This window comes from Streptomyces sp. JH34, assembly GCF_029428875.1.
Taxonomy (GTDB): Bacteria; Actinomycetota; Actinomycetes; order Streptomycetales; family Streptomycetaceae; genus Streptomyces.
Map to the genome: position 1 here is coordinate 610,355 of NZ_JAJSOO010000001.1, position 21,306 is coordinate 631,660.

Annotated in this window: 17 protein-coding genes and 1 tRNA gene; 10 read left to right on the forward strand and 8 right to left on the reverse strand. The window is 72.0% G+C overall.

Annotation, left to right across the window (positions count from 1 at the left end; all coding sequences use genetic code 11):
• The first annotated feature begins 60 nt into the window (after positions 1-60).
• On the forward strand, positions 61-354 hold the full coding sequence (locus LWJ43_RS02940) for a transporter (protein WP_277330689.1): 294 nt from the start codon (positions 61-63) through the stop codon (positions 352-354).
• A gap of 93 nt (positions 355-447) precedes the next feature.
• Here the strand turns inward: LWJ43_RS02940 and LWJ43_RS02945 are convergent, their stop codons facing one another.
• The 3 genes from LWJ43_RS02945 to argJ all read right to left on the reverse strand — a co-directional run bounded on the left by LWJ43_RS02945 (position 448) and on the right by argJ (position 4,303).
• Complete coding sequence (locus LWJ43_RS02945) at positions 448-1,197, reverse strand: AfsR/SARP family transcriptional regulator (protein ID WP_277330690.1); 750 nt, start codon at positions 1,195-1,197, stop codon at positions 448-450.
• Between the two features lie 817 nt (positions 1,198-2,014).
• A complete protein-coding gene (locus LWJ43_RS02950) occupies positions 2,015-3,025 on the reverse strand; it encodes an MBL fold metallo-hydrolase (protein WP_277330691.1) in 1,011 nt (336 codons plus the stop codon).
• Between the two features lie 99 nt (positions 3,026-3,124).
• Entirely contained in the window at positions 3,125-4,303 is a 1,179-nt protein-coding gene (argJ, locus tag LWJ43_RS02955) for a bifunctional glutamate N-acetyltransferase/amino-acid acetyltransferase ArgJ (protein WP_277330692.1), read from the reverse strand.
• A gap of 212 nt (positions 4,304-4,515) precedes the next feature.
• Here argJ and LWJ43_RS02960 point away from each other — a divergent pair, with 212 nt between their 5' ends.
• The 6 genes from LWJ43_RS02960 to LWJ43_RS02985 all read left to right on the forward strand — a co-directional run bounded on the left by LWJ43_RS02960 (position 4,516) and on the right by LWJ43_RS02985 (position 12,416).
• Entirely contained in the window at positions 4,516-6,231 is a 1,716-nt protein-coding gene (locus LWJ43_RS02960; protein WP_277330693.1) for a thiamine pyrophosphate-binding protein, read from the forward strand.
• Positions 6,231-7,763, forward strand: coding sequence for an asparagine synthase-related protein (locus LWJ43_RS02965; protein WP_277335793.1), 1,533 nt, complete (start codon positions 6,231-6,233; stop codon positions 7,761-7,763). Before LWJ43_RS02960 ends, LWJ43_RS02965 begins: the two co-directional genes overlap by 1 nt.
• Positions 7,764-7,819: 56 nt before the next feature.
• Entirely contained in the window at positions 7,820-8,770 is a 951-nt protein-coding gene (gene speB, locus LWJ43_RS02970) for an agmatinase (RefSeq protein WP_277330694.1), read from the forward strand.
• A complete protein-coding gene (cs1, locus tag LWJ43_RS02975) occupies positions 8,767-9,741 on the forward strand; it encodes a clavaminate synthase Cs1 (protein ID WP_277330695.1) in 975 nt (324 codons plus the stop codon). Before speB ends, cs1 begins: the two co-directional genes overlap by 4 nt.
• A gap of 235 nt (positions 9,742-9,976) precedes the next feature.
• Positions 9,977-11,605, forward strand: coding sequence for a penicillin-binding transpeptidase domain-containing protein (locus LWJ43_RS02980; protein ID WP_277330696.1), 1,629 nt, complete (start codon positions 9,977-9,979; stop codon positions 11,603-11,605).
• Positions 11,606-11,849: 244 nt separating this feature from the next.
• On the forward strand, positions 11,850-12,416 hold the full coding sequence (locus LWJ43_RS02985; RefSeq protein ID WP_277330697.1) for a type 1 glutamine amidotransferase domain-containing protein: 567 nt from the start codon (positions 11,850-11,852) through the stop codon (positions 12,414-12,416).
• A 129-nt stretch (positions 12,417-12,545) separates the two neighbouring features.
• Here the strand turns inward: LWJ43_RS02985 and LWJ43_RS02990 are convergent.
• Together LWJ43_RS02990 and LWJ43_RS02995 are read right to left on the reverse strand one after the other, a co-directional pair.
• A tRNA-Pro gene (locus tag LWJ43_RS02990) sits at positions 12,546-12,619 on the reverse strand.
• A gap of 49 nt (positions 12,620-12,668) precedes the next feature.
• Positions 12,669-15,326, reverse strand: a complete 2,658-nt coding sequence (locus LWJ43_RS02995; protein ID WP_277330698.1) for an ATP-binding protein — start codon at positions 15,324-15,326, stop codon at positions 12,669-12,671.
• A 107-nt stretch (positions 15,327-15,433) separates the two neighbouring features.
• On the opposite strand from LWJ43_RS02995, the gene LWJ43_RS03000 reads away from it, so the two are divergent.
• The 3 genes from LWJ43_RS03000 to LWJ43_RS03010 all read left to right on the forward strand — a co-directional run bounded on the left by LWJ43_RS03000 (position 15,434) and on the right by LWJ43_RS03010 (position 16,929).
• Positions 15,434-15,982 (forward strand): DUF309 domain-containing protein, encoded by a 549-nt coding sequence (locus LWJ43_RS03000; RefSeq protein WP_277330699.1) that lies wholly within the window; start codon positions 15,434-15,436, stop codon positions 15,980-15,982.
• Positions 15,983-16,086: 104 nt separating this feature from the next.
• On the forward strand, positions 16,087-16,509 hold the full coding sequence (locus LWJ43_RS03005) for a DUF350 domain-containing protein (RefSeq protein ID WP_277330700.1): 423 nt from the start codon (positions 16,087-16,089) through the stop codon (positions 16,507-16,509).
• Between the two features lie 60 nt (positions 16,510-16,569).
• Positions 16,570-16,929: a hypothetical protein gene (locus LWJ43_RS03010; protein WP_277330701.1), complete on the forward strand. Its 360-nt coding sequence runs from the start codon at positions 16,570-16,572 to the stop codon at positions 16,927-16,929.
• A 10-nt stretch (positions 16,930-16,939) separates the two neighbouring features.
• Here the strand turns inward: LWJ43_RS03010 and LWJ43_RS03015 are convergent, their stop codons facing one another.
• From LWJ43_RS03015 to LWJ43_RS03025, 3 genes are read right to left on the reverse strand one after another with little or no spacing between them, the layout of a single operon-like run.
• Entirely contained in the window at positions 16,940-18,211 is a 1,272-nt protein-coding gene (locus LWJ43_RS03015) for an FAD-dependent oxidoreductase (RefSeq protein WP_277330702.1), read from the reverse strand.
• The gene (locus LWJ43_RS03020; RefSeq protein WP_277330703.1) at positions 18,208-19,629 is read right to left on the reverse strand and encodes an FAD-dependent oxidoreductase; all 1,422 of its coding nucleotides are present in this window, start codon (positions 19,627-19,629) and stop codon (positions 18,208-18,210) included. The genes LWJ43_RS03015 and LWJ43_RS03020 overlap by 4 nt, the downstream gene beginning before the upstream one ends.
• Positions 19,626-21,059 carry an FGGY family carbohydrate kinase gene (locus LWJ43_RS03025; protein ID WP_277330704.1) on the reverse strand — a complete coding sequence of 478 codons (1,434 nt, stop codon included), beginning with the start codon at positions 21,057-21,059 and terminating at the stop codon, positions 19,626-19,628. Before LWJ43_RS03025 ends, LWJ43_RS03020 begins: the two co-directional genes overlap by 4 nt.
• Positions 21,060-21,306: the final 247 nt, after the last annotated feature.

Consider the following 21,306-nt stretch of genomic DNA (forward strand, 5'->3'; position numbering starts at 1 on the left):
TCCGACACCGGCGTGTCCTCCCCCTGCGGGGAGGGCACGCCGCTCCACAGGAGGTGAACGATGAGGCGCGTGTCCCGTCGTGGCGATTTCGGAGCGGCCCTCCTGCTGCTCCTGCTGGACGGTTTCCTGCTGGCTTTCCTGCTCTTCGGAGTGATCGTCTCGGGTGGCCTGACGGGCAGTCCGGACCGTGCCGCGGCCGGCCGTGAGGCCTCCAATGCCGCACTCGTGTGCCTGGTCGCCCTGCTGGTCTCCGCCGGCACCGCGACCGCGGTTCGGGCCTGGACGACGGTGGCGGTACAGGTCGTGGTGCTGGGCGGTGCCGCGCTCGCCGCCTGGACGGGCTTCGGCCCGTGACACACGGCCGCACCCCCGTCCCCCGCCCATGACACCGCCCGCGCTCCCCGGCTTCTGCGCCGGGGAGCGCGGGCGGTCGTGGTCGGACCGGCGTCAGCGCAGGGCGGCCCCGGGCACGGCGGAGAGCATGTCGGCGTCCTGGCGGAGGATCGCCCGCTCCAATGTGGTCAGCCTGGGCCCCGGGTAGATGCCCAGTTCGTCGGTCAGTGTGCTGCGGGCTCTTCGGAAAACGGCGAGGGCGTCGGCCTGCCTTCCGGACAGATAGAGCGCCTGCATCAAATGCGCGTACAGCTCTTCCCTGAGGGGATGAAGGGCTATGAGGTCGGTGAGTTCAACGATGGCCTCCTCATATTGGCCCAGAGTTATCTCCAGGCATATACGCTGCTGCAGGGCGGCGACCCGTTCCTCTTCCAGCCGGGCGGCACGGGTCTGCAGAGCACTGCTCGAAATCGTGGCCAGGGCAGGACCCCGCCAGAGGTCGAGGGCCTCCTTGAGGAGGTCCAGCGCCTCCTCCTTGAGATCTGCGCGCACAAGCTTCTTGGCCGTAGCGACATTGCGCCGGAAGATATCGCTGTCGATCTCGCAGTGGGCGGGGTCGAGCTGGTATCCGGAGGCCGTCGACAGGACGGTCTCCTGCGGCGCGCCGACCGAGGCCAGCGAGCGGCGGATCATCCACACGCTAGTCTGCAGCTGTCCAGGGGCGGTTCGAGGTGGATTCTCGCCCCAGAGCTGGGCGATGAGTTCGGGAGTGTTGACGGTCCTGCCCGACACCAGTGCGAGGGCTGTGAGAACCCGGAGCTGCCGCTGCCCGGCGAGGGGAACCGGAATGTTCTGGGAAATCATCGAGATCGGACCCAATATACGAATCTGCACGCCGACCACAGGGGTCTCCCGTTCTGCCTGTCCACGACTCTACTTCGTGCCATGAACTGCTGGATTTGTGCAACGCAATGCCGTGTGATGCGCCGGTCGGTGAAGCGAATGCAGTGACCATGACTGCGGTGACTACGCGCGTAGCGATGCCCCGTCCTGTCAAGTCGGGACAGTAATAAGCCAACTCCGCCGCGTCAACGAGGCCTTGACCAGTGCGGCTGAAAACCGTCGCGCTGGAGACCGGGAAAGTGTGCGCGCGGGAAATCCATGCATAACGCGCGAGGAGCACGGCGGCCGGGAATGCATGATCACGCATCGCGCGGAGTAATCATGGTGACCCCCGGCGCACGGTGCACGGCCGGTCACGACCCCCGGGAGCGTAGGGCTCATGCGGAGTGTGTGCGTCCATCGTGAAGAAGACGGGGATCACGTGTGGAGAGTGTGATTACCCAGCGCATCGATCCGGACCAAGATCCGTTCTTTCAGTGGACTAGTCCAGTGATGGCCAAAACCTGTGCACCAGGGGGCTGTACGGCGCCCTCGGACGCACCGAAATGCGACGTCAGGCATTCCGCGCCGGACACCTTCGGGGCAGGAGCCCGGCAAACCCGTCGGAGCCGTCCGGGTCCGACGGCCCCGACGGCTCCCCTGGTTCCGACGGCCGGGCGGCTCCGACCGGCGGGGCGGCCGACCGGCGGGGCGGCCGACCGGCGGGGCGGCCGACCGGCGGGGCGGCCGACCGGCCGGAGCGGGAGGCGCCCGGGCGGGAGAGCGAGAGAGCGGGCGTTCAGCCGGCCGCACCACCCGTGACGTCGAGCAGCTCCAGGTGCCGGGGAGCCAGCACCCGCGTGGTGTCACCCCGGCCCTGGCGTTCGACGGCCTGCGTCAGCGCCGTCACCGCGTCGGAAGACACCGTGCCGGTGATCCCGGAGTCCCTCAGCGGGGTCACCATGTCGTCGTGGTGACAGGGCAGGAGCAGGGCCGGTGCCCCGAGAGCGGCCAGCAGCCGGTCCGGGTACCCGTGCACGGCGGCGTACCCGCTCATCCCGATCACCGCCACGTCGGGCCGCACGCCCGCGAGTTCGCGCTCCGCGACGTTACTGGTGCCGGTGAGCAGCACCGACGGACCACCCTCGACGGACACCTGGAAGGCCAGTGTCTGGCCCTCGACCAGGTCACCGAGGGTCCGGGGTCGCGCCGGGACGGCGTCCCGCGTCCCCGGCGCGAAGGAGGTGTAGTCCTGCTGCCTGCTGTGCAGACTGCGGAAGACCTCCACGCTGTAGCCGTCGAACTGGAGATGGTCTCCCCCGCTCACCGCCACCACGTCGGCCATGCGGTGCGCGGGCGTCCCCATGGCCCCGAGGAGGTGCCGCGACGTGGTGTCGCAGAGGGTCCGCACCCGTTCACCGCTCCAGCCCGGCCGGGACAACAGCTGTGGCACGTCCGCGAGATGGTCGAAGTGCCCGTGGCTGACGAGGATCAGCTCGGGTGCCCCCGACAGCTCCTTCTCCGCCACGTGTTCCACCAGGTCGGCGTCCAGACGCAGGGGGAGCGCCGGATCGAGGCCGCCGTCCGCGCCGGCGTACGGCATACGGCTCAGGTACGGGTCGAAGAGCACACTGCGTCCCGCGAAGGACAGCTCCCAGCCCGCGACGCCCAGCCAGCGCAGGCCGAGCCCGGTGCCCTTCGACACCACGCGCGGACGGGCGGCCGGCAGCGGGGCGGCCCCACCGACCAGCAGCCCCGCCGCCCCCGCACCCAGAACACCCTGGAGAACCGACCTTCGCGACTGATTCATGCGCCACCTCGTTCACGTTGTGCTGATCACCCGTCACCCTACGGAGCAGTCGTGACCGGGCGGCGCATTTGAGTCAGTGGCGGGCCGGGGTGGTACGGATCAGGTGGTGTACTCGGAGTTCAGCCGTACGTAACCTTCCGTCAGGTCACAGCCGTAGACGGTGAACTCCCCGTCGCCGATCCCCAGTCCGATGCCGATCACGACCTCGCCGCCGCTCATGTGCTCGGCGACGGCCCTGCGCAGCTCGGCGTCCCCGGGGCCGTCGGCGCGCTGCGGGTAGACCGTGGTCCCGCCGAACTGGACGGTGACGTTCTCCTGGAGGATGTCGGTGTCGTCGGTGCACTTGCCGATCGCCATCGTCACCCGGCCCCAGTTCGGGTCGCTGCCGTGCACCGCGGTCTTGACCAACGGCGAGTTGACGACGGTCTTGCCGACGCGCTTGGCCTGTGCCGTGTCCCGCGCCCCGGTGACCCGCACCTCGATCAGCTTGCTGGCGCCCTCGCCGTCCGAGGCGATGTTCTTCACCAGGGCGAGCGCCACTTCGTGGAGCGCCTCCTCGAACTCCGCCGGGTCGACCTCGCCGGCCAGCCCGTTGGCGAACAGGACCGCCGTGTCGCTGGTCGAGGTGTCGGTGTCGATGGACACGGCGTTGAACGTGCGGTCCATGACGCTGCGGAAGATCCGGTCCTGCGTCTCCCGGGGCAGGAGGGCGTCGGTGGCGAAGAAGGTCAGCAGCGTCGCCATGTCGGGCTCCAGCATCCCGACCCCCTTGGCGATGCCGACGAGCGTCGCCTCGCCGCAGCGCACCCTGACCTCCTTGGGCCGGGTGTCGGTCGTCATGATGGCCCGTGCCGCACGGTCGAACCCGCCGTCAGGGAAGGGCCAGGAGAGCGTCTTGATGTGCGCGCGGATCTGCTCCATGGGGTACTGGAGGCCGATCACCCCGGTGGAGGCGATCAGCAGTTCGTCCTCCGGGAGCCCGGTGGCGGCGGCCACCGCTCCCCGGATCTCGCGGGCGTTGTCCTCCCCCTCCACGCCGGTGGCGACATTGGCGTTCCGCGCGAGGACCACGACCCCGCGCGCCTGCCCGTCGGCAGCCGCCGCCCGGCTGAGCACCACGCTCGGCCCGGAGAAGCGGGACTTGGTGAACACCGCGCTGACCTGCGTGGGCACGGTCGAGGCCAGCACCGTGAAGTCGTCCCGCCCGTCGTCCGAGAGTCCTGCCGGAGCGGTGTGCACCACGAACCCCGCGGGGTCCCGGTCTGTCGTACCGGTCATGATCGCCTTCTTTCCTCTGCGCTTCACTATACGGGAGCCTGTATGTCTATTCATCTATCACGGGTGGCCTTCGCGCAAGGCCCGAACCGGCCGCCCGTCGGGTCGAAGCGCACTACAGAGCGGTCGGATAGGCGCTGGAGAGGCGGTGGAGAGAGCACACCGGCACGGTGACGGCAATCCGCTTCCCGTCGACATCCTGGAGACGACGCCGTATGTCCCGTGTTTCGACCAAGCCCAGTGGCAACCCCACGGCCGCACACGCACTGCTCAAGCGTCTCCACGAGCACGGAGTGGAGACCGTGTTCGGCGTCGTGGGCCGCGAAGCCGCCTCCATCCTCTTCGACGAGGCGCCGGGGATCGACTTCGTGCTGACCCGGCACGAGTTCACCGCCGGTGTCGCCGCCGACGTGCTGGCCCGCATCACCGGCCGGCCGCAGGCCTGCTGGGCCACGCTCGGCCCCGGCATGACGAATCTCGCCACCGGCGTGGCGACCTCGATCCTGGACCGCTCGCCCGTCATCGCGCTGGCCGCCCAGTCCGAGTCGCACGACATCTTCCCCAACGACACGCACCAGTGCCTGGACTCCGTGTCCGTCATGCGCCCCATGACGAAGTACGCCGTCGAGCTCCAGCGCCCCGACGAGATCACCGACCTGGTGGACTCCGCCGTCGCCGCCGCCATGACCGAGCCCGTCGGCCCCAGCTTCATCTCCGTCCCCGTCGACCTGCTCGGCGCCGACATCGACGCCTCGGTCACCCACCCCGCCGCGCACACCCCGGCCAAGCCGGTCGGCGCCGTCCACGCCGGCTGGCAGGCCGCCGCCGACGAAGCCGCCGCCCTGGTCGCCGGTGCCGAGCACCCGGTGTTCGTCGTCGGCGCGGCGGCCATCCGCTCCGGCGCCGTCAACGCGATCCGGTCCCTGGCCGAGCGCCTGGACGTCCCCGTCATCACCACGTACATCGCCAAGGGCGTCCTGCCGCACGGCCACCACCTCAACTACGGTGCGGTCACCGGTTACATGGACGGCATCCTGTCCTTCCCGGCCCTCGAGACCCTCTTCGGCCCCGCTGACATCATCGTGACCCTCGGGTACGACTACGCCGAGGACCTGCGCCCGTCGATGTGGGACCGCGGCGGCGAGAAGAAGACCGTCCGCGTGTCCCCGACGGTGAACCCGGTCCCCCGGGTGTACCGCCCGGACGTGGACGTCGTCACCGACGTGCTGGCCTTCGTCGAGCACTTGGACTCCGCCACCGCCGAGGTCGCGAAGAAGACCCCGCACGACATCGCCCCGCTCCGCGAGCGGATCGCCGAGTTCCTGGCCGACCCCACCGAGTACGACGACGGCATGCGCGTGCACCAGGTGATGGACTCCATGAACACCGTGATGGAGGAGACCGCCGAGGCCGGCGAGGGCACGATCGTCTCCGACATCGGGTTCTTCCGGCACTACGGGGTGCTCTTCGCCCGCGCGGACCAGCCCTTCGGCTTCCTGACCTCCGCCGGCTGCTCCAGCTTCGGCTACGGCATCCCCGCGGCCATCGGCGCGCAGATGGCCCGCCCCGGCCAGCCCACCTTCCTCATCGCGGGCGACGGCGGCTTCCACTCCAACAGCGCCGACCTGGAGACCATCGCGCGGCTCAACCTGCCCATCGTGACGGTCGTCGTCAACAACGACACCAACGGGCTGATCGAGCTGTACCAGAACCTCGGCCACCAGCGCTCCCACGACCCCGCCGTCAAGTTCACCGGGGTAGACTTCACCGAACTCGCCCGCGCCAACGGGGTCGAGGCCGTGAAGGCCGGTACGCGTGAGGACCTCCTCGCCGCTCTGCGCAAGGGAGCGGGTCTCGGCCGGCCGTTCCTGATCGAGGTCCCGGTGAACTACGACTTCACCTCCGGCGGCTTCGGTGCCCTGAGCATCTGATCATGGCACACACACTCCCCGCGGCCACGGGGTTCCTGGCCTCCGCCCATCAGGGCGGGGGCCGGGCCCCCGGGCCCGTCTTCGCGACCCTGGGTGCCCACGAATCCGTGGCCGAGGCCCTCCGCTCCCAGACCCTCAGCGCCGTGCTCGTGCACTCGGGTGCACCCGGGGACGCCGTGGCCCGCTCCGGCGACACGGCGCTCGTCCTGGCCGGCGAGCTCTACAACAGGGAGGAACTGCTCACCCTCCTCCCGCCCGGCAGCGACGCCGGCACGGACGCGCAACTCGTGCTCGCTCTCCTGGGCGTCTACGACCTGCACGCGTTCCGGCTGCTCAACGGCCGGTTCGCGGCGGCCGCCGCGCTCGGCGACCGCGTGCTCCTGGCCACCGATCACGCGGGATCCGTCCCGCTGTACACCCTTCCCGCGCCGGGGCGTGTCCTCGCCGCCACCGAGATCAAGGCCCTCGTCCCGGCGACGGCGGGGACTCCGCCGGCCGGGCGGCCCGTCGCCGACGCGCGGAGGGTGCGCCGAGTACCGGGGGTCCACCAGGTGCCCGCCGGCACGGTCCTGGACCTGGACGTCCGTACGGGCACCGCCGTGCCCTCCCGGACCTGGGCGCCCGCGCTGTCACGGCGTGTGCTGTCCGAGGCCGACGCGACCGACGCGGTGCGCAGGACTCTGGAGCGGGCCGTCAAGGCTCGCACAGGAGGCACCACTCCCCTGGTGGTGCTGTCCGGAGGAATCGATTCCTCCGGAGTCGCCGCGCTCGCCGCCGCGCACACGGACGGCCCGCTGGACACGCTCTCCATGGGCACCGACACCGCGGACGAGTTCGCCGAGGCCCGCGTGGTCGCCACGCACCTCGGCTCCGCCCACCGGGAGATCACCGTCCCCACCGTGGACCTGCTCGGCCAGCTGCCGTACGCGATATGGGCGTCCGAGTCCGTCGACCCGGACATCATCGAGTACCTGCTGCCGCTCACCGCCCTGTACCGGGCGCTCGACGGTCCGCCCCGCCGGATCCTCACCGGCTACGGGGCCGACATCCCGCTCGCCGGCATGCACCGCGAGGACCGGCTGCCCCAGCTGGACACGGCCGTGGCACTCGACATGGCCACGTTCGACGGCCTCAACGAGATGACACCGGTGCTCTCGGGCATCCAGGGCCACTGGTCGACGCACCCGTACTGGGACCGCGACGTGCTGGACCTGCTGGTGCCGCTGGAGGCCGGCCTCAAGCGCCGTTACGGCCGGGACAAATGGGTCCTGCGCGAGGCGATGAGCGCCCTGCTCCCGCAGGAGACCGTCACCCGCCCGAAGCTCGGTGTGCACGAGGGTTCCGGGACGACGTCCTCCTTCAGCCTCCTGCTGATGGACGCCGGCGTGCCGGACGCCGATGTCCACCGGGCCAAGTCCCTGGTGGTGCGGGAGATCTTCGACCGGGTGGTCGTCGAAGGACTGCCGCCCGCACAGGTCAGCACCGCCGACGCGGTGCACCGGGTGGCCGCACTGCTGAAGGAGACCGAGTGAACCGGACCGGACCCCGCACGGGCCTCCCACGGCCCGTCCTACAGGAGGGTTGACGCGTGGAACGTGTCGACACCGCGATCTCGCCCCGCTACGCGCAGATCCCCACCTTCATGCGACTGCCGCACGACCCGAATCCCAGCGGACGCGACGTCGTCGTCATCGGTGCCCCCTACGACGGAGGCACGAGCTACCGGCCGGGAGCCCGTTTCGGCCCCCGCGCCATCCGCAACGAGTCCGGCCTGATCCACGGGGTCGGCATCGACCGCGGGCCCGGCACCTTCGAGCTCATCGACTGCGTGGACGGCGGGGACATCGACCTCACCCCGTTCAACATGCACATCGCCATGGAGACGGCCCACCGCCATCTGCGCCACCTGCTCCAGGACAACGCCGCCTTCCTGATGCTCGGCGGCGACCACTCGCTCACCCTGGCCGCCCTGCGTGCGGTGGCCGAGCAGCACGGCCCCGTCGCCGTGGTCCACCTGGACGCGCACTCGGACACCAACCCGGCCTTCTACGGCGGTGAGTTCCACCACGGAACCCCCTTCCGCCACGGCATCGACGAAGGGGTCATCGATCCCGCCCGCACGGTGCAGATCGGCATCAGGGGCCACAACCCCCGGCCCGACTCGCTGGACTACGCACGGGGCAAGGGGGTGCGGGTCGTCACGACGGACGAGTTCGTGGAGACCGGTGTCGCCGGGACCCATGCCCTCATCCAGGAGCTCATCGGTGACCGTCCCGTCTACGTGTCGGTCGACATCGACGTCGCCGATCCGGCCTTCGCCCCGGGCACCGGCACTCCGGCACCCGGCGGGCTCTCCTCCCGCGAGGTGCTGGCCCTGCTGCGCTGCGTGGGCGAGTTGCGTCCGGTCGGCTTCGACGTCATGGAGGTCTCACCCCTCTACGACCACGCCGGGATCACCTCCGTCCTGGCGACCGAGATAGGCGCGGAGCTGCTCTACCAGTACGCCCGCGCTCACATCAAAGGAAGGAACGACGCGTGACCGTCATCGACTGCTCCCCTCTCCGCGACGAACTCCTGGAACTCGCCTCGCGCCTGCCGGCGGTGCCACGTGCGGACCTCCCGGCCTTCCTGGAGGCCGCGAAGGAGGCGTCCGCCGACCTCCCCGCCTCGCTCGCCGAGGCGCTCGACGCCTTCAACGTCTCCGGCAACGAGGACGGTTACCTGCTGCTGCGCGGGCTGCCCGTGGAGGAGGAGGGCCGGCTGCCGCGGACCCCCGAGTCCACCCCCGCCCCGGTGGAGCGCCCGCTGCTGACCATGGAGGCGATGCTCGGCGTCGTGGGCCGGCGGCTCGGACTGCACACCGGTTACCAGGAGCTGCGCAGCGGCACCGTCTACCACGACGTGTATCCCTCGCCGGGCGCGCACCACCTGTCCTCGGAGACCTCCGAGACCCTGCTGGAGTTCCACACGGAGATGGCGTACCACCAGCTCCAGCCCAACTACGTGATGCTGGCCTGCTCCCGTGCCGACCACGAGCGCAGAGCGGCGACCCTGGTCGGCTCGGTCCGCAAGGCGCTGCCGCTCGTCCCGGAGGGCTTCCGGACCCACCTCTTCGACCGCAAGGTGCCGTGCTGTGTCGACGTGGCCTTCCGGGGCGGTGTCGAGGACCCGGGTGCGATAGCCGAGGTGAAGCCGCTGTACGGCGATCCGTCCGACCCGCTGCTCGGGTACGACCGGGAGCTGCTGGCCCCCCAGGACCCCCGGGACGTAGAGGCCGTGGAGTCGCTGTCCAAGGCCCTGGACGAGGTCACCGAGGCCGTGTACCTGGTCCCCGGTGACGTCCTGATCGTGGACAACTTCCGTACGACACACGCCCGTACGCCGTTCACACCGCGCTGGGACGGGGCGGACCGGTGGCTGCACCGGGTCTACATCCGCACCGACCGCTTCGGACAGCTCTCCGGCGGGGAGCACGCGGGCGACGTGGTCGCCTTCACTCCGCGCGGCTGACCGCTTCCCACGGCCCGGCGGGCCGGTGGTGCTCCCCGACGGTGCGGGGCGCCACCGGCCCGCCCGTCGTGCTGCGCGCTCTCGGCTCACTCTCCCGCCGCTCTCCACGGGGGCCCGGCGTCCACGGGCAGCGGTTAGCGTGTCGGGCAGGTGGCCGGAGGCGGTCCGGTCGCGGCAGAGGTATCCGCAGTGGACAAGGAGACAACGCCAAGTGTCGGACCCCACCTTGCAGCAGATGGCACGTCATGACCGCGCAGGCCGACGCAGAGGGCCGTTACTGGGTGTGGCGACGGCCGTCGTCCTGGCGGCCGGGGCGGGGTGGTGGGGGTACAGCGCCTGGTCCGGTAACGAACCGGAGAAGGATCCCGAGGTGGTCGCGGCGACCGCCCGGCTCCAGTCTTTCCTCGACGCCTGGGCCGCGGGCGAGGCCGCGAAGGCCGGGGCGCTGTCGGACTCGCCGAAGACCGCGGAGTCGTTGCTGACCTCGGTGATGACCAATCTGAAACCCACCGCGTCCGAGCTGTCGGCGGGCGACGGCGAGAAGAACGACAAGGGCGAGGTGACCGTCCCCTACACAGCGCGGTTCACCGTCCCCGCGGTCGGCGTGTTCCGCTACGAGTCCGAGGCGACCCTGGTCAGGAAGGCCGAGGAGTGGATCGTGGAGTTCGGCTCCCCGATGGTCCATCCGCGGCTGGTGCCCGGCAAGACGCTGGCGCTGAAGGCGGTGGCGAAACGTGCCGCGGTGCTCGACAAGCACGGCGACGACCTGCAGGCCGCTTCGCTGCGCGGCTCGGTCGACGAGCAGGGCAAGGGGGCCTTCGGTCTGGAGGCACGCTACGACAAGCAGTTGCGGGGCGGCGGGGGAGCCGCCACCAGTGAGGTGGTGATCGCCGACCGGCAGTCCGGCGAGGCCGAGGCCTCACTCACGAAGAGCAGCGCGAAGCCCGGCGAACCCGTGCGCACCACCATCGATCCGAAGGTCCAGGGAGCCGCGGCCGCGGCGATGGAAGGGCTGAAGGTCAACGCGGCCCTGATCGCCCTGGAGCCGTCGACCGGGAACATCCTTGCCGTCTCCAGCCGTCCGGCCGGCGGCATCAACCGGGCGCTGGCGGGGCGGTACCCGCCCGGGTCGACGTTCAAGGTGGTCACGGCGGCGGCGATGCTGAAGGCGGGCATGAAACCGTCGGACGTGGTGGCGTGTCCCAAGTTCGCCCACGTCGACGGGCAGCGGTTCGAGAACCAGAACCAGTTCACGCTGCCGGCGGGATCGACGTTCAAGGACTCCTTCGCGAAGTCCTGCAACACGATGTTCGTGGAGAACCGCGCCGAGGCCGGTGGTTCCGCCCTGCACGACACGGCGGAGGCCTTCGGGATCGGTGGCGAGTGGGACGTCGGGGACACGACGTACGACGGGTCGGTCCCCGTGAGCACGTCCGACAACGACCTCGCGGCGTCCACCATCGGACAGGCCCGGGTGCAGGCGTCGCCCCTGGTGATGGCGTCGATAGCGGCGACGGTGAAGGAGGGCACCTTCAAGCAGCCGGTACTGGTGCCCGACGCGGTCAAGGAGAAGCACGAGGCGACCGCGCGGCTGGACCCGTCCGTGACGGGCGCCCTGCGCGACATGATGCGGGCGACGGTGACGTACGGAGCGGGCAGCGCCCTGACCGGCCTCCCGGGGGAACCGCACGCCAAGACCGGGACGGCCGAGTTCGGCCAGGAGAAGCCCCCGCGCACCCACGCCTGGATGATCGGCTACCAGGGCGGCAGCGATCTGGCGTGGTGCGTGATGCTGGAGGACGGCGGTTCGGGCGGCGCCGACGCGGGGCCGGTGGCGGCCAGGTTCCTGGAGAACCTCACCTGAGCGCCTCTTCCTCCGGACCGGGCACCGGGGCCCGCGTCGCTCCCCGCCGGGGCGCGGGCCCGGTGATCCGCCCGGTCGCAGCGGCCCGGGATCGGCCTTAAACTGCCCAGGCCGGCACGGTACGACCACGACCGGCCCGACCAGGGCTTCGCCCCCGTGCACCGTGTCCGCCGCCGCCCCGCGTGGGTGGCGCACGATCACGTCCCACGACCCGGTGGGCCGTCCGGAGGAAAGGTGGGAGCCGATGACCGGCGACGGACTCGAGCAGCGCAGGGTGCTGGCCGTGGTGACCAACTACGGCGTGGAGCAGGACGAGCTCCTGGTGCCCGTCGAACGCCTCCGCGGTGCGGGAGCCCAGGTCGATGTGGCGGCGGTGTCGATGGACGACATCGTGACGCTGGTCGGTGACAAGGATCTGGGGAGGACCGTGCGCCCGGACCTGACGCTGGACGACGCGGACCCTTCGGACTACGACCTGCTGCTCATTCCCGGCGGCACCCTGAACGCCGACACCCTCCGGCTGCAGAGCGCCACCAACGGGCTCGTACGCTCCTTCACGGACTCGGGCCGCCCCGTCGCCGCCATCTGCCACGGTCCCTGGGCACTGGTCGAGGCGGGCGTGGTCCCGGACAAGCGGATGACCTCCTACCCCTCGCTGCGGACGGACATCCGCAACGCCGGTGGAGAGTGGACCGACGAGCCGGTCGTGACGGACGGCTCCGGCGGATGGACGCTGATCACTTCACGCAACCCGGGCGACCTCGAGCCGTTCGTACGGGAGATCGGGACGGCACTCTCCGCGCGGCGCTGACCGGTCCCCGGTCGCGGGCGCGGATTCGGGGCGAACCGTCCGGTGACGGCTCGTCGTTGCCTCGGAGAATGACGGAGGGCCGGTATCGGATCTCTCCGATACCGGCCCTCCGCCCACGACTCCTACGAGTCGGGACGACAGGATTTGAACCTGCGACCCCTTGACCCCCAGTCAAGTGCGCTACCAAGCTGCGCCACGTCCCGATGCGTTTCCTCCCGGTGTTCCGGGCGGCTTCGCAGGACAAACATTACCTCACTCCGCGGACCGGATCGACGCGCGTACCTGCTGGGCGCGGGTGGCCAGTCCCTCCGCGCCACAGGCGGTGGCCAGCTTCTGGGCCCGGGCGATCTCCCGGTGCGAGCGGATCGCCACGCCGTACTCGAAGCGGGCCAGGGCGTGCTCGTAGGCGGAGGAGGACGTCTCGAGATGGCGTACCGACTCGCCCAGCAGGTGGGCGGCCTCCTCCGGCGGCACGAACAGGGCCAGGCAGCGCAGGGCCTCACCGATCGCCGTGTCCGTGCCGAAGCGCTCCGCGTGGACGCGCGCCCGGGTGGCCAGCTGGGCGGCCCTGACCGGATCGGTCTCGGCCAGGGCGCGGGCGAGATCCCCGGCCCAGGGCGCCCAGACACCGTTGAAACGGCCCCGGGGCTCCAGCGCCGCTCCCGCCGACTCCAGCTCGGCGACCGCCTCCTCCGTGCGGCCCTCGGCCAGCAGCAGCCGGCCGCGTACGCACGGGGCGTCCGGCAGGACCATCGCACTGGGGTAGGGCGGCTCGAAGTCGTACCGGTCGGCGACCAGCCGCGCCTCCGCGGTCCGTCCGCGGGCGATCAGGGTGTCGACGAGGAGACAGGTGGCGTCCCAGTGGACGGGCAGTCCGCTGCCGGCCCTGTCCGCTAGGCGGAGCCCTTCGCGGAGGAAGCCCTCGGCCTCGGCGAGACGGCCGCGTCGGCGGTGCACGAGCCCCAGGAGGGTGTGCGCGAACGCGAGGTGCGCTCCGCTCCAGCCGGAGATCTCGAAAGCGCGCACGGCCTCGCTGAACAGGGCCTCGGCCCGGTCGAGCTGGTCGGTGAACGCGTAGGTGATGCCCACCATCGCGGGGAGCTCGAAGCCCCATTCGGAGTCGGTCCAGCCGAGTCCGCGGGCGGGCCGCCCGTCGACGAGTGCGCGTTCGCAGAAGTCGACGACCTGCTGGGCGTTCTCACCGCGCAGCATGGCGTCGAAGGCGCGCAGGGTGAGCAGGGCGCGCTCGGCGTTGTCGCGTCCCTTGAGGTGGTCCGCGTTGCGGGCGAGACGGGCCGAACGCGACGGGCCGTCGTCCTCGGCGGCCTGCATGCCCTCCCAGAGGAAGTGCGCGGCCTGGAGCCGCATGAGGCCGGGGCCGGGTGCTGTCCGTGACGCCTCGGCCGCCAGGGAGAGCGCCGCGTCCTTGAGCTGGTTGTTGTGGGACAGCGCGGAGGCGAGCCGGAAGGTGGCGTCGATCCGGAGGTTCCCGTCGAGCCCGGGGGTGTCGAGTGCGGCCCGCAGGTGCTGCACCGTGGTGGCGGGCGAGGAGAGCAGGGTGGCGCAGCCCAGTTCGTACAGCAGCGCCGCCCGGTCCCGCGGGCGCGGCGGTTCGTCCAGAGCGCGTTCGAGACAGCGCCTCGCGGCCTGCGGGGCGCCGACCGCCAGGTGCTGCCGTGCGGCCTCCCGGAGCTGCGCGACCAGTTCCTGGTCGTCGTCCGGGTGAACCTCGAGCAGATGGCGGGAGGCCGCCGCGGCCCCGAGTCCGGCCTGGGTGATCGCCCATGCGGCCCGTCCGTGCATGGCCGTGCGCGTCGCCGGCGGGATCGAGCGGTAGACGGCGCTGGCGATGAGCGGGTGGACGAATTCCAGCGGGTCGAAGCCGCTGACGATGCGGGCGTCCCGAAGCCGGGCCGTGCAGTCGGCGGCTTCCGCGGAACTCATCCCGGCCAGTGTCGCCGCCAGTTCCTGGGAGATCTCGGTGCCGAGGACGGCCGCCGCCCAGGCGAAGCGGTTGGCGTTGGTACCGAGGCGTTCGAGCCGGGCGACGAGCCCGCTGCCGCGGGCCGAGGCGCCGAGTTCGCGCAGGAGGCCGGCGGACTCCTCGACCGGTGCCAGTTCACGGTCCTGCGCCTTGGCGACGAGTTCGACCGCCTCGTACGGGTTGCCTCCGGTGACGGCCCAGACCTCGCGGCAGAAGGGGTCGTCCGCGTGGTCGCCCAGACCGGCCCGCACCAGCTCGGCGGTGGCGTCGGGGGTGAGCGCCCGGAGCGCCACCCGGATCAGCGCGGGGTGGCCCGCGGTGCCCGCGCGTTCCGCGCCGCGGGCGATGGCCCAGTCGGCGTCACGGTCGGCGAACTCCTGGGGGCGGTGCGCCTGGACGACCAGCACGGGGAGTTCGGACAGCCGGGCGGTGAAGCCCGCGAGCCAGGCGAGGGATTCGCCGTCGGCCCAGTGCGCGTCGTCCACTATGAGGAGCAGCGGCCGATGGCTGAGGCGTGAGGCGAGCCGGGACACGACGTAGTCGAGGCCGTCCCGGACACCCTGGGGATCGGGCTGCGGCCCGCTGGGATCGGCGAGGCCGAGAGCGGGTGCGGCGATCTCGAACCAGTCGCCGAACAGGGCGCGTGTCTCGTCGGCGGGGAACCGGTCCAGGGCGGGCTGGAGCAGTTGCCGTACGACGTGGAAGGGCACCGACGTGACCGTCTCGCCGCCGCGCGCGGACCATATGGTGCAGCGGTCGGCGGCCATGGCCTGGATCTCTCCGAGCAGCGCGGTCTTGCCGATGCCGGCTTCGCCGCTGTAGACGAGCAGCCCGCCGGCCGCCTGCCCACCGCACAGGGCGTCCAACGCCTTTGCTGCGGCCGCGAGTTCGGGGTCGCGCTCGTACAACGGCCGGGACGGCTTCATGCCTCCCCTTCCCAGGGTGGTTGCGGAGAGCACCGAGCCTATCCATGCGCGGGTGCCCACGGACAGGGTTACGGCGGTTCTTCGCAGGTGCGAGGCACAATCGGTGGGTGGACGAATCTCGCAGGGACCGCGACGGGGAAGGGAGGGCGCGCAACGCGCGCCCTCGGGACGGGCTCGGGCGCCCCCTGCCCTACGGGAGTCCGGGGGTGGAGCGGCAGCCCGAGGGCGTGGTCCGCTCCCCCGGCGAGACCGTGCGGGAGGCACAGTGGCTGCTGGACGCGGGGATGCCGTTCCATGCCCACGAGGTGTTCGAGGACGCCTGGAAGTCGGGGCCGGACGCGGAGCGCGAGCTGTGGCGGGGGCTCGCGCAGATGGCGGTGGGTCTGACCCATGCCGCCCGGGGCAACGCGGCGGGCGGGGCGCGGCTGTTGAGGCGGGGCGCCGTCGCCGTGGAGGCTTTCCGCACGTCCGATCCGCACGGGATCGGGGTGGACGGGCTGATCGTCTGGGCACAGGGTCTGGCGGGCCGGGTGGATCCCTCCGGACCCGCCGCGGGCGAGGGATCCAGGCGCCCGGGAGGCGACGGGGCGGTGCGGGCCGTCGACGCCGCTGCGGAGGCTCCCCGGTTGCGGCGGGAGGACCGGGCCGGGGAGTGAGCAGGTGAGTGCGATAGGTTTTGCTCCCTCTTGACGGATCGTCGATCGTGTCCGTCACTTCATGTTCCATTCCTCGACCACTTGCTCAGGAGACGGACGCCCCGATGACCGACATCATCAACGGCCTCGGCCGTGCCACCGCATACGGGGCCCTCGGCGTCGTACTGCTCGTTCTCGGCATCTTTCTGATCGACGCCCTGACTCCGGGCAAGCTCGGCCGCCAGATATGGGAGGAGCGCAACCGCAACGCGGCGCTCCTCCTGAGTTCGGCGCTGCTCGGCATCGGCGGCATCGTGTTCACGTCGATCTGGACGACCTACGAGGACTTCGGCAAGGGCCTCGCCTCGACGGCCGCGTTCGGGCTGCTCGGTCTGGTCATGATGGCGGTGGCCTTCCTCGTCGTGGACCTCGTCACGCCCGGGAAGCTGGGGGCCACGCTGGTGGAGCGGGAGCCCCACCCGGCGGTGTGGGTGACCGCGTCCTGCAACCTGGCCGTGTCCGCGATCGTCTCGGCGTCGATCGCCTGATCACCGGTGATCCGGCGGTCGGGCGGCCATGACGGTGCGCAGCCGTTACGATCCGGCGTCATGAGCACTTCAGACCAGGACCAGGACCAGCGGCACGAACAGGAGCAGGACGTCGAGCCGGGTGGGAGCCCCGGGGAGACGTCCGGGGCCGCCGCGCAGGAACGGAGACTCACGCCACGTCAGGCGCGCCGGCTGCGGATCGTCCTCTCCTCCGTGGGCATGGCGGCGATGGCCGTCGTCCTGGCCCTGCGCATAGCGAGCCGTTCCTCGGTCCTGGTCGTCGGGGTGTACGGGCTCGCGCTCATCCTCTGCGGTGTGGTGATCGAGCTCAGCAGGAACGGCCGCACCCGGCTCGGCAGCTGGCTCCTGGGGGTCGGACTGGTGGCGGCCGTCGGCGCCGACTGGCTGCTCATCCCCTGATCCGGTCCCGTCACCGGGCGGTGATCCGAACGGCCGTGCCGTCCCGGTCGACGCGGTCGGCCCAGTCGGCCGGCAGATGGAACGGTCTGCCGGGGACCGCGGCGGCCCGCAGTCGCTGCCGGTGCAGTTCCCGTCCGTCCTGCGAGACGACGAGCAGCGGACGGGGCAGCCGCCGCTCGGTGCGCAGCACGAACCGGTCCCCCTGCGGACGCGTCCCGTCCGGCCCCGTCACGTTCGGAGCGATCCACCGCAGGGGCGCGTCGACGACGATCCTTCGTCCGCCGCCCGCCGGTTCCTCCGTGCCGGCCAGGCGGTGCAGTACGGGCACCGCCACGGCCCGGCCCTCCTGCGCCGCGTACCCCGCGTGTTCGACGGCGTGCAGCAGGTTCCCGACGGCGAAGACGCCCGGCAGCGAGGTCCGGTGGGCGGCGTCGTACGCGGGTCCCCGGGTGCCGGGGTCGAGGAGGATCCCCCCGCGCCTGGCCAGTTCGTGGTCGGGGACGAAGTCGCCGGTCAGGACCACGGTGTCGCAGCGCAGGGTGGTCGTACGTCCGTCGTCGTGGCGCAGCGCCACCCCGGACAGGCGTGTCCTGCCCATGAGTTCGGTGACGGTGGCGCCGGTGAGCAACGGGACGCGCGGATTCCGCAGCCGGAGGGCGGGGGCCGTCCGGTCGGTGACCACGGCGACGAGGTGGACGCCCGCGGCGTGCAGGGTCGCTGCGGCCGCGTGGCTGACGGGTTCGTCGCCGACGACGACCGCCCTGGTGCCGATCCGCTGTCCGTACAGGTGGACGGCCTGCTGGAGTTCGCCGGTGGTGTAGACGCCGGGCGGCCGGGTGCCGGGGATCAGCCGGGCACCGCGCGGGCGTTCGCGGGCACCGGTCGCGAGGATCACGGCGCGGGCGGTGATCCGTTCGAGTCCGGCGGGCCCGGTGGTCTCGAGGGTGCGGGGCCCCGCCCAGCCGGTCGCGGTGACTCCGGTGCGCAGGGCCGCGCCCGCTGCCGCGGCGGCCGCGACGCTCCGGCGGGCGTAGGAGGGCCCGGTGGTGCCTCGCCGTGCGTACGTGGAGCCGGTCGCCGATGCCCAGGCGTACGCGGACCGGTCGACGCGGCCGCCGAATCCGCCGTGGTGGCAGTGGCGGGGGATCCCGCCCGCCTCCTGCTCACGCTCCAGGATCTCCACCCGGCCGGCGCCCGCCGCGGCGAGTTCGGCTCCGGCCGCGAGGCCGGCGGGTCCCGCGCCGACGATCAGGACGTCCACCTCGCGTGCTTTCCCGGTCACGGTCGTTCCTCCTCGAACAGGGCGCGGACGGCGGCGCCGCAGTAGAAGCCCTGGCAGCGCCCGCCGCGGGCGCGGGTGCGGCGCCGCAGGCCGTCCGGGGAGTGCGGCGGGATCGTCGAGGCCAGCGCGTCCCGGATCTCGCCGAGGCTGACCTGTTCACAGTGGCAGACGAGGGTGCCGTACGCCGGGTCCCCCGCGATCAGAGCGGCGTCCCGGTACGGGCGGGTGAAGGCCTCGCCGAGACCGGGCATCGTCAGGGGCGGCAGATCGTGCGGTTCGCCGGGGTCCAGACCGACGGCCGTGAGCAGTTCCATGACGTGGCGTCCGATCGCCATGGACGCGGTGAGGCCGGTGGAGCGGATGCCGCCCACGGCGACGTAGCGCAGGCCGGGGTACTCCTGGATGCGGTAGTCCTCCTGCCCCGTGGCGGCGCGCAGTCCCGCGTAGACGGCCGTGACCTCCTCGTCGAGGAGCGCGGGCACGATCCGGCGGCCCTTCTCCCGGAGGAACCGGATCCCGTCGGCCGTGGAGCCGGTGGCGGTCTTGTCGTCGAGTTCCTCGGCGGTGGGGCCGAGGAGGACGTTGCCGAACACGGTCGGTGCGACCAGGACGCCCTTGCCCGCCGGGCCGGGGACGGGCAGCAGGATGTGGCTGACGAGCGGGCGGGCCAGCTTGTCGAAGACGACGAGCTGGCCGCGGCGTGGGGTCACGGTGAAGACGTCGTGGCCGAGGAGGCGGTCGACCTCGTCGGCGTGGAGCCCGGCGGCGTTGACGAGGAAGCGGGTGCGCAGCGGGCCGCGCGAGGTGGTGAGCGTGTGGGTGTCGGCGTCGGTGGTGATGTCCAGCACCCGGCAGTTCAGGTGCAGATGGACGCCCCCGCGGACCGCTTGGGTGGCGAAGGCGAGCGGGGTGGTCCAGGGGCAGATGATGCTCTCGTCGGGGACGTCGAGCGCGCCGAGGGCCCCGGGGCCGAGGTGCGGTTCGCGGGCCCGCAGCTCCTCGGCGTCGATGATGCGGGACGCGTGGTAGCCGTTGCGCGCCGCCTTGTCCCGCAGCCCGGGCAGTGCGGCGAGCTGGTCCTCGTCCCAGGCCACGAGGAGCGCCCCGACGCGTTCGACCGGGATGCCGGTCTCGGTGGCGTAGGCGGCGAGCAGGTCCCGTCCTTCGCGTACGAGGCGGGCCTCCAGCGATCCGGGTACGGCGTCGAAGCCGGTGTGCAGGATCGCGGTGTTGGCCTTGGAGGTGCCGTCGCCGATGTCGTCGGCCGCGTCGATCAGGGCCGTGCGCAGTCGGTGGCGTGCCAGTTCGCGGGCGACGGCCGCGCCCACGACGCCCGCGCCGACGACGGTGACGTCGTAGGTGCCCTCCGCGCCACCGTCGGGGTGAAGAGGGCCGGCTGTGGTGAGGGTGACGGTCACACGCGCTCCAGCAGGCTGTCCACGGCGGCGCGGAAGCCCGCGAGACGCTCCGACGCCTCCTCGGGGCCGATGTGTGGTTCGTACACGGCGGAGGGACGCCACGGGGGTGTCGCCCGGCCCGGCGTCAGGTCCGGATCGAGTCCGAGTCTGGCGACCACGCCGGCGCCCAGCGCGGTCGCGTCGGGCAGCGCCGAGACCTCGACGGGCCGTTGCAGCAGGTCCGCCTGGGTCTGCATGAGCAGGGACGAGCGGGTCAGTCCGCCGTCGACCCGCAGCGTGGTCAGCGGGGCGCCCTGGTCGGACGCGACGGCGTCGGCCAGGGCGACGACCTGTGCGGCGATGCCCTCGCACAGCGCCCGGACGAGGTGGCCGGCGGTGGTGTCGAGCCCGAGCCCGGTCACGGAACCGCGCAGGTCGCTGCGCCACCAGGGGGCCGCGAGGCCGGCGAGCGCGGGGACGAAGGTGACCCCGCCGGTGTCACGGACGGAGGCTCCCACCGGGTCGAGGTCCGCGGCCCCGGAGATCACCCCGAGATCGGTGAGCCAGCGCACGGCCGAGGCGGCCGTGTACACCTGGCCGTCGAGGCAGTAGGCGGTCCGGCCGCCGAGGCGCCAGGCGACGCAGCTGACCAGACCGGTGGAGCCGGCGCTCGGGCGGCTGCCGGTCTGCGCGAGGAGGAACGCCCCGGTCCCGTAGGTGCACTTGGCCTGGCCGGGTTCCAGCGCGTTCTGTGCCAGCAACGCGGCCTGCTGGTCCACGAGGAGGCCGGTCAGGGGGATCTCCCCGCCGAACGCGGTGGTGGTGCCGACCGGACCGGCGCAGTCGACGACGGCGGGCAGCCGCTCGTCCGACAGACCGAAGACCTCCAGGGCGGCTGGTGACCAGTCGACGTCGTGGAGGCTGAGCAGCTGGGTGCGTCCCGCGGTGGCGGCGTCGGTGACGAAGGCCCCCGTCAGCTGGTGGACCAGCCAGGAGTCGCTGGTGGTCACGACCCCTTCCCGGGTCAGCTCGCGGCGGATCCACGCCATCTTGGGCGCGGCGAAGTACGGGTCGAGGGGCAGTCCGGTGAGCCTCTTCAGCTCGTCGGCGTGTGCCGAGAGGTCTCCGCAGACGCCTTCCGCACGGCGGTCCTGCCAGACCACGGCGTCGGTGAGCGGCCGTCCGGTCGCGGGGTCCCAGGCCAGTACCGTCTCTCCCTGGTTGGCCAGGCCGACGGCCGCCACGGGTTCGGCGGCGTCCGCCACCGCCTGCCGGCCGGCGTCGAGGACCGACCCGATCAGCTCGGCGGGGTCGGCCTCCACCAGGCCCCCGGCGCCGTAGCGCGGGCGCACCGGCGCCGAACCGGAACCGATCACCCCGCGCTCCGGGCAGATCACCAGCGCCTTGGTCCCGGATGTCCCCTGGTCGATGGCGAGTACCGGCTCTGTCAATCGACGCTCCAGCCGTGCGGACCGCCCGGACCCGGGCGGAATCGTGATCATCTGCTCCCGGTGCCCACAGTCGTGCAGACCACGCCGTGCGTCAACCCCGGCCAGAACATCCCGCACGGGCTTGTATACCGCGATCAACGTCCGCCATAAGGGCGCTACTTGAGTAAGATCCGCGGAGTCACCGGAAGGCGGGCTCCGGGCGCTCTACACTCTCCGCCGAGTGGACAACCGGACGATGACCACCGGC

What these genes read in the sequence shown, in the direction of transcription:
- LWJ43_RS02940 (WP_277330689.1), top strand. Translation starts at nt 61, where the DNA reads ATGAGGCGCGTGTCCCGTCGTGGCGATTTCGGAGCGGCCCTCCTGCTG.
- LWJ43_RS02945 (WP_277330690.1), bottom strand. Translation starts at nt 1,197, where the DNA reads ATGATTTCCCAGAACATTCCGGTTCCCCTCGCCGGGCAGCGGCAGCTC.
- LWJ43_RS02950 (WP_277330691.1), bottom strand. Translation starts at nt 3,025, where the DNA reads ATGAATCAGTCGCGAAGGTCGGTTCTCCAGGGTGTTCTGGGTGCGGGG.
- argJ (WP_277330692.1), bottom strand. Translation starts at nt 4,303, where the DNA reads ATGACCGGTACGACAGACCGGGACCCCGCGGGGTTCGTGGTGCACACC.
- LWJ43_RS02960 (WP_277330693.1), top strand. Translation starts at nt 4,516, where the DNA reads ATGTCCCGTGTTTCGACCAAGCCCAGTGGCAACCCCACGGCCGCACAC.
- LWJ43_RS02980 (WP_277330696.1), top strand. Translation starts at nt 9,977, where the DNA reads ATGGCACGTCATGACCGCGCAGGCCGACGCAGAGGGCCGTTACTGGGT.
- LWJ43_RS02985 (WP_277330697.1), top strand. Translation starts at nt 11,850, where the DNA reads ATGACCGGCGACGGACTCGAGCAGCGCAGGGTGCTGGCCGTGGTGACC.
- LWJ43_RS02995 (WP_277330698.1), bottom strand. Translation starts at nt 15,326, where the DNA reads ATGAAGCCGTCCCGGCCGTTGTACGAGCGCGACCCCGAACTCGCGGCC.
- LWJ43_RS03005 (WP_277330700.1), top strand. Translation starts at nt 16,087, where the DNA reads ATGACCGACATCATCAACGGCCTCGGCCGTGCCACCGCATACGGGGCC.
- LWJ43_RS03010 (WP_277330701.1), top strand. Translation starts at nt 16,570, where the DNA reads ATGAGCACTTCAGACCAGGACCAGGACCAGCGGCACGAACAGGAGCAG.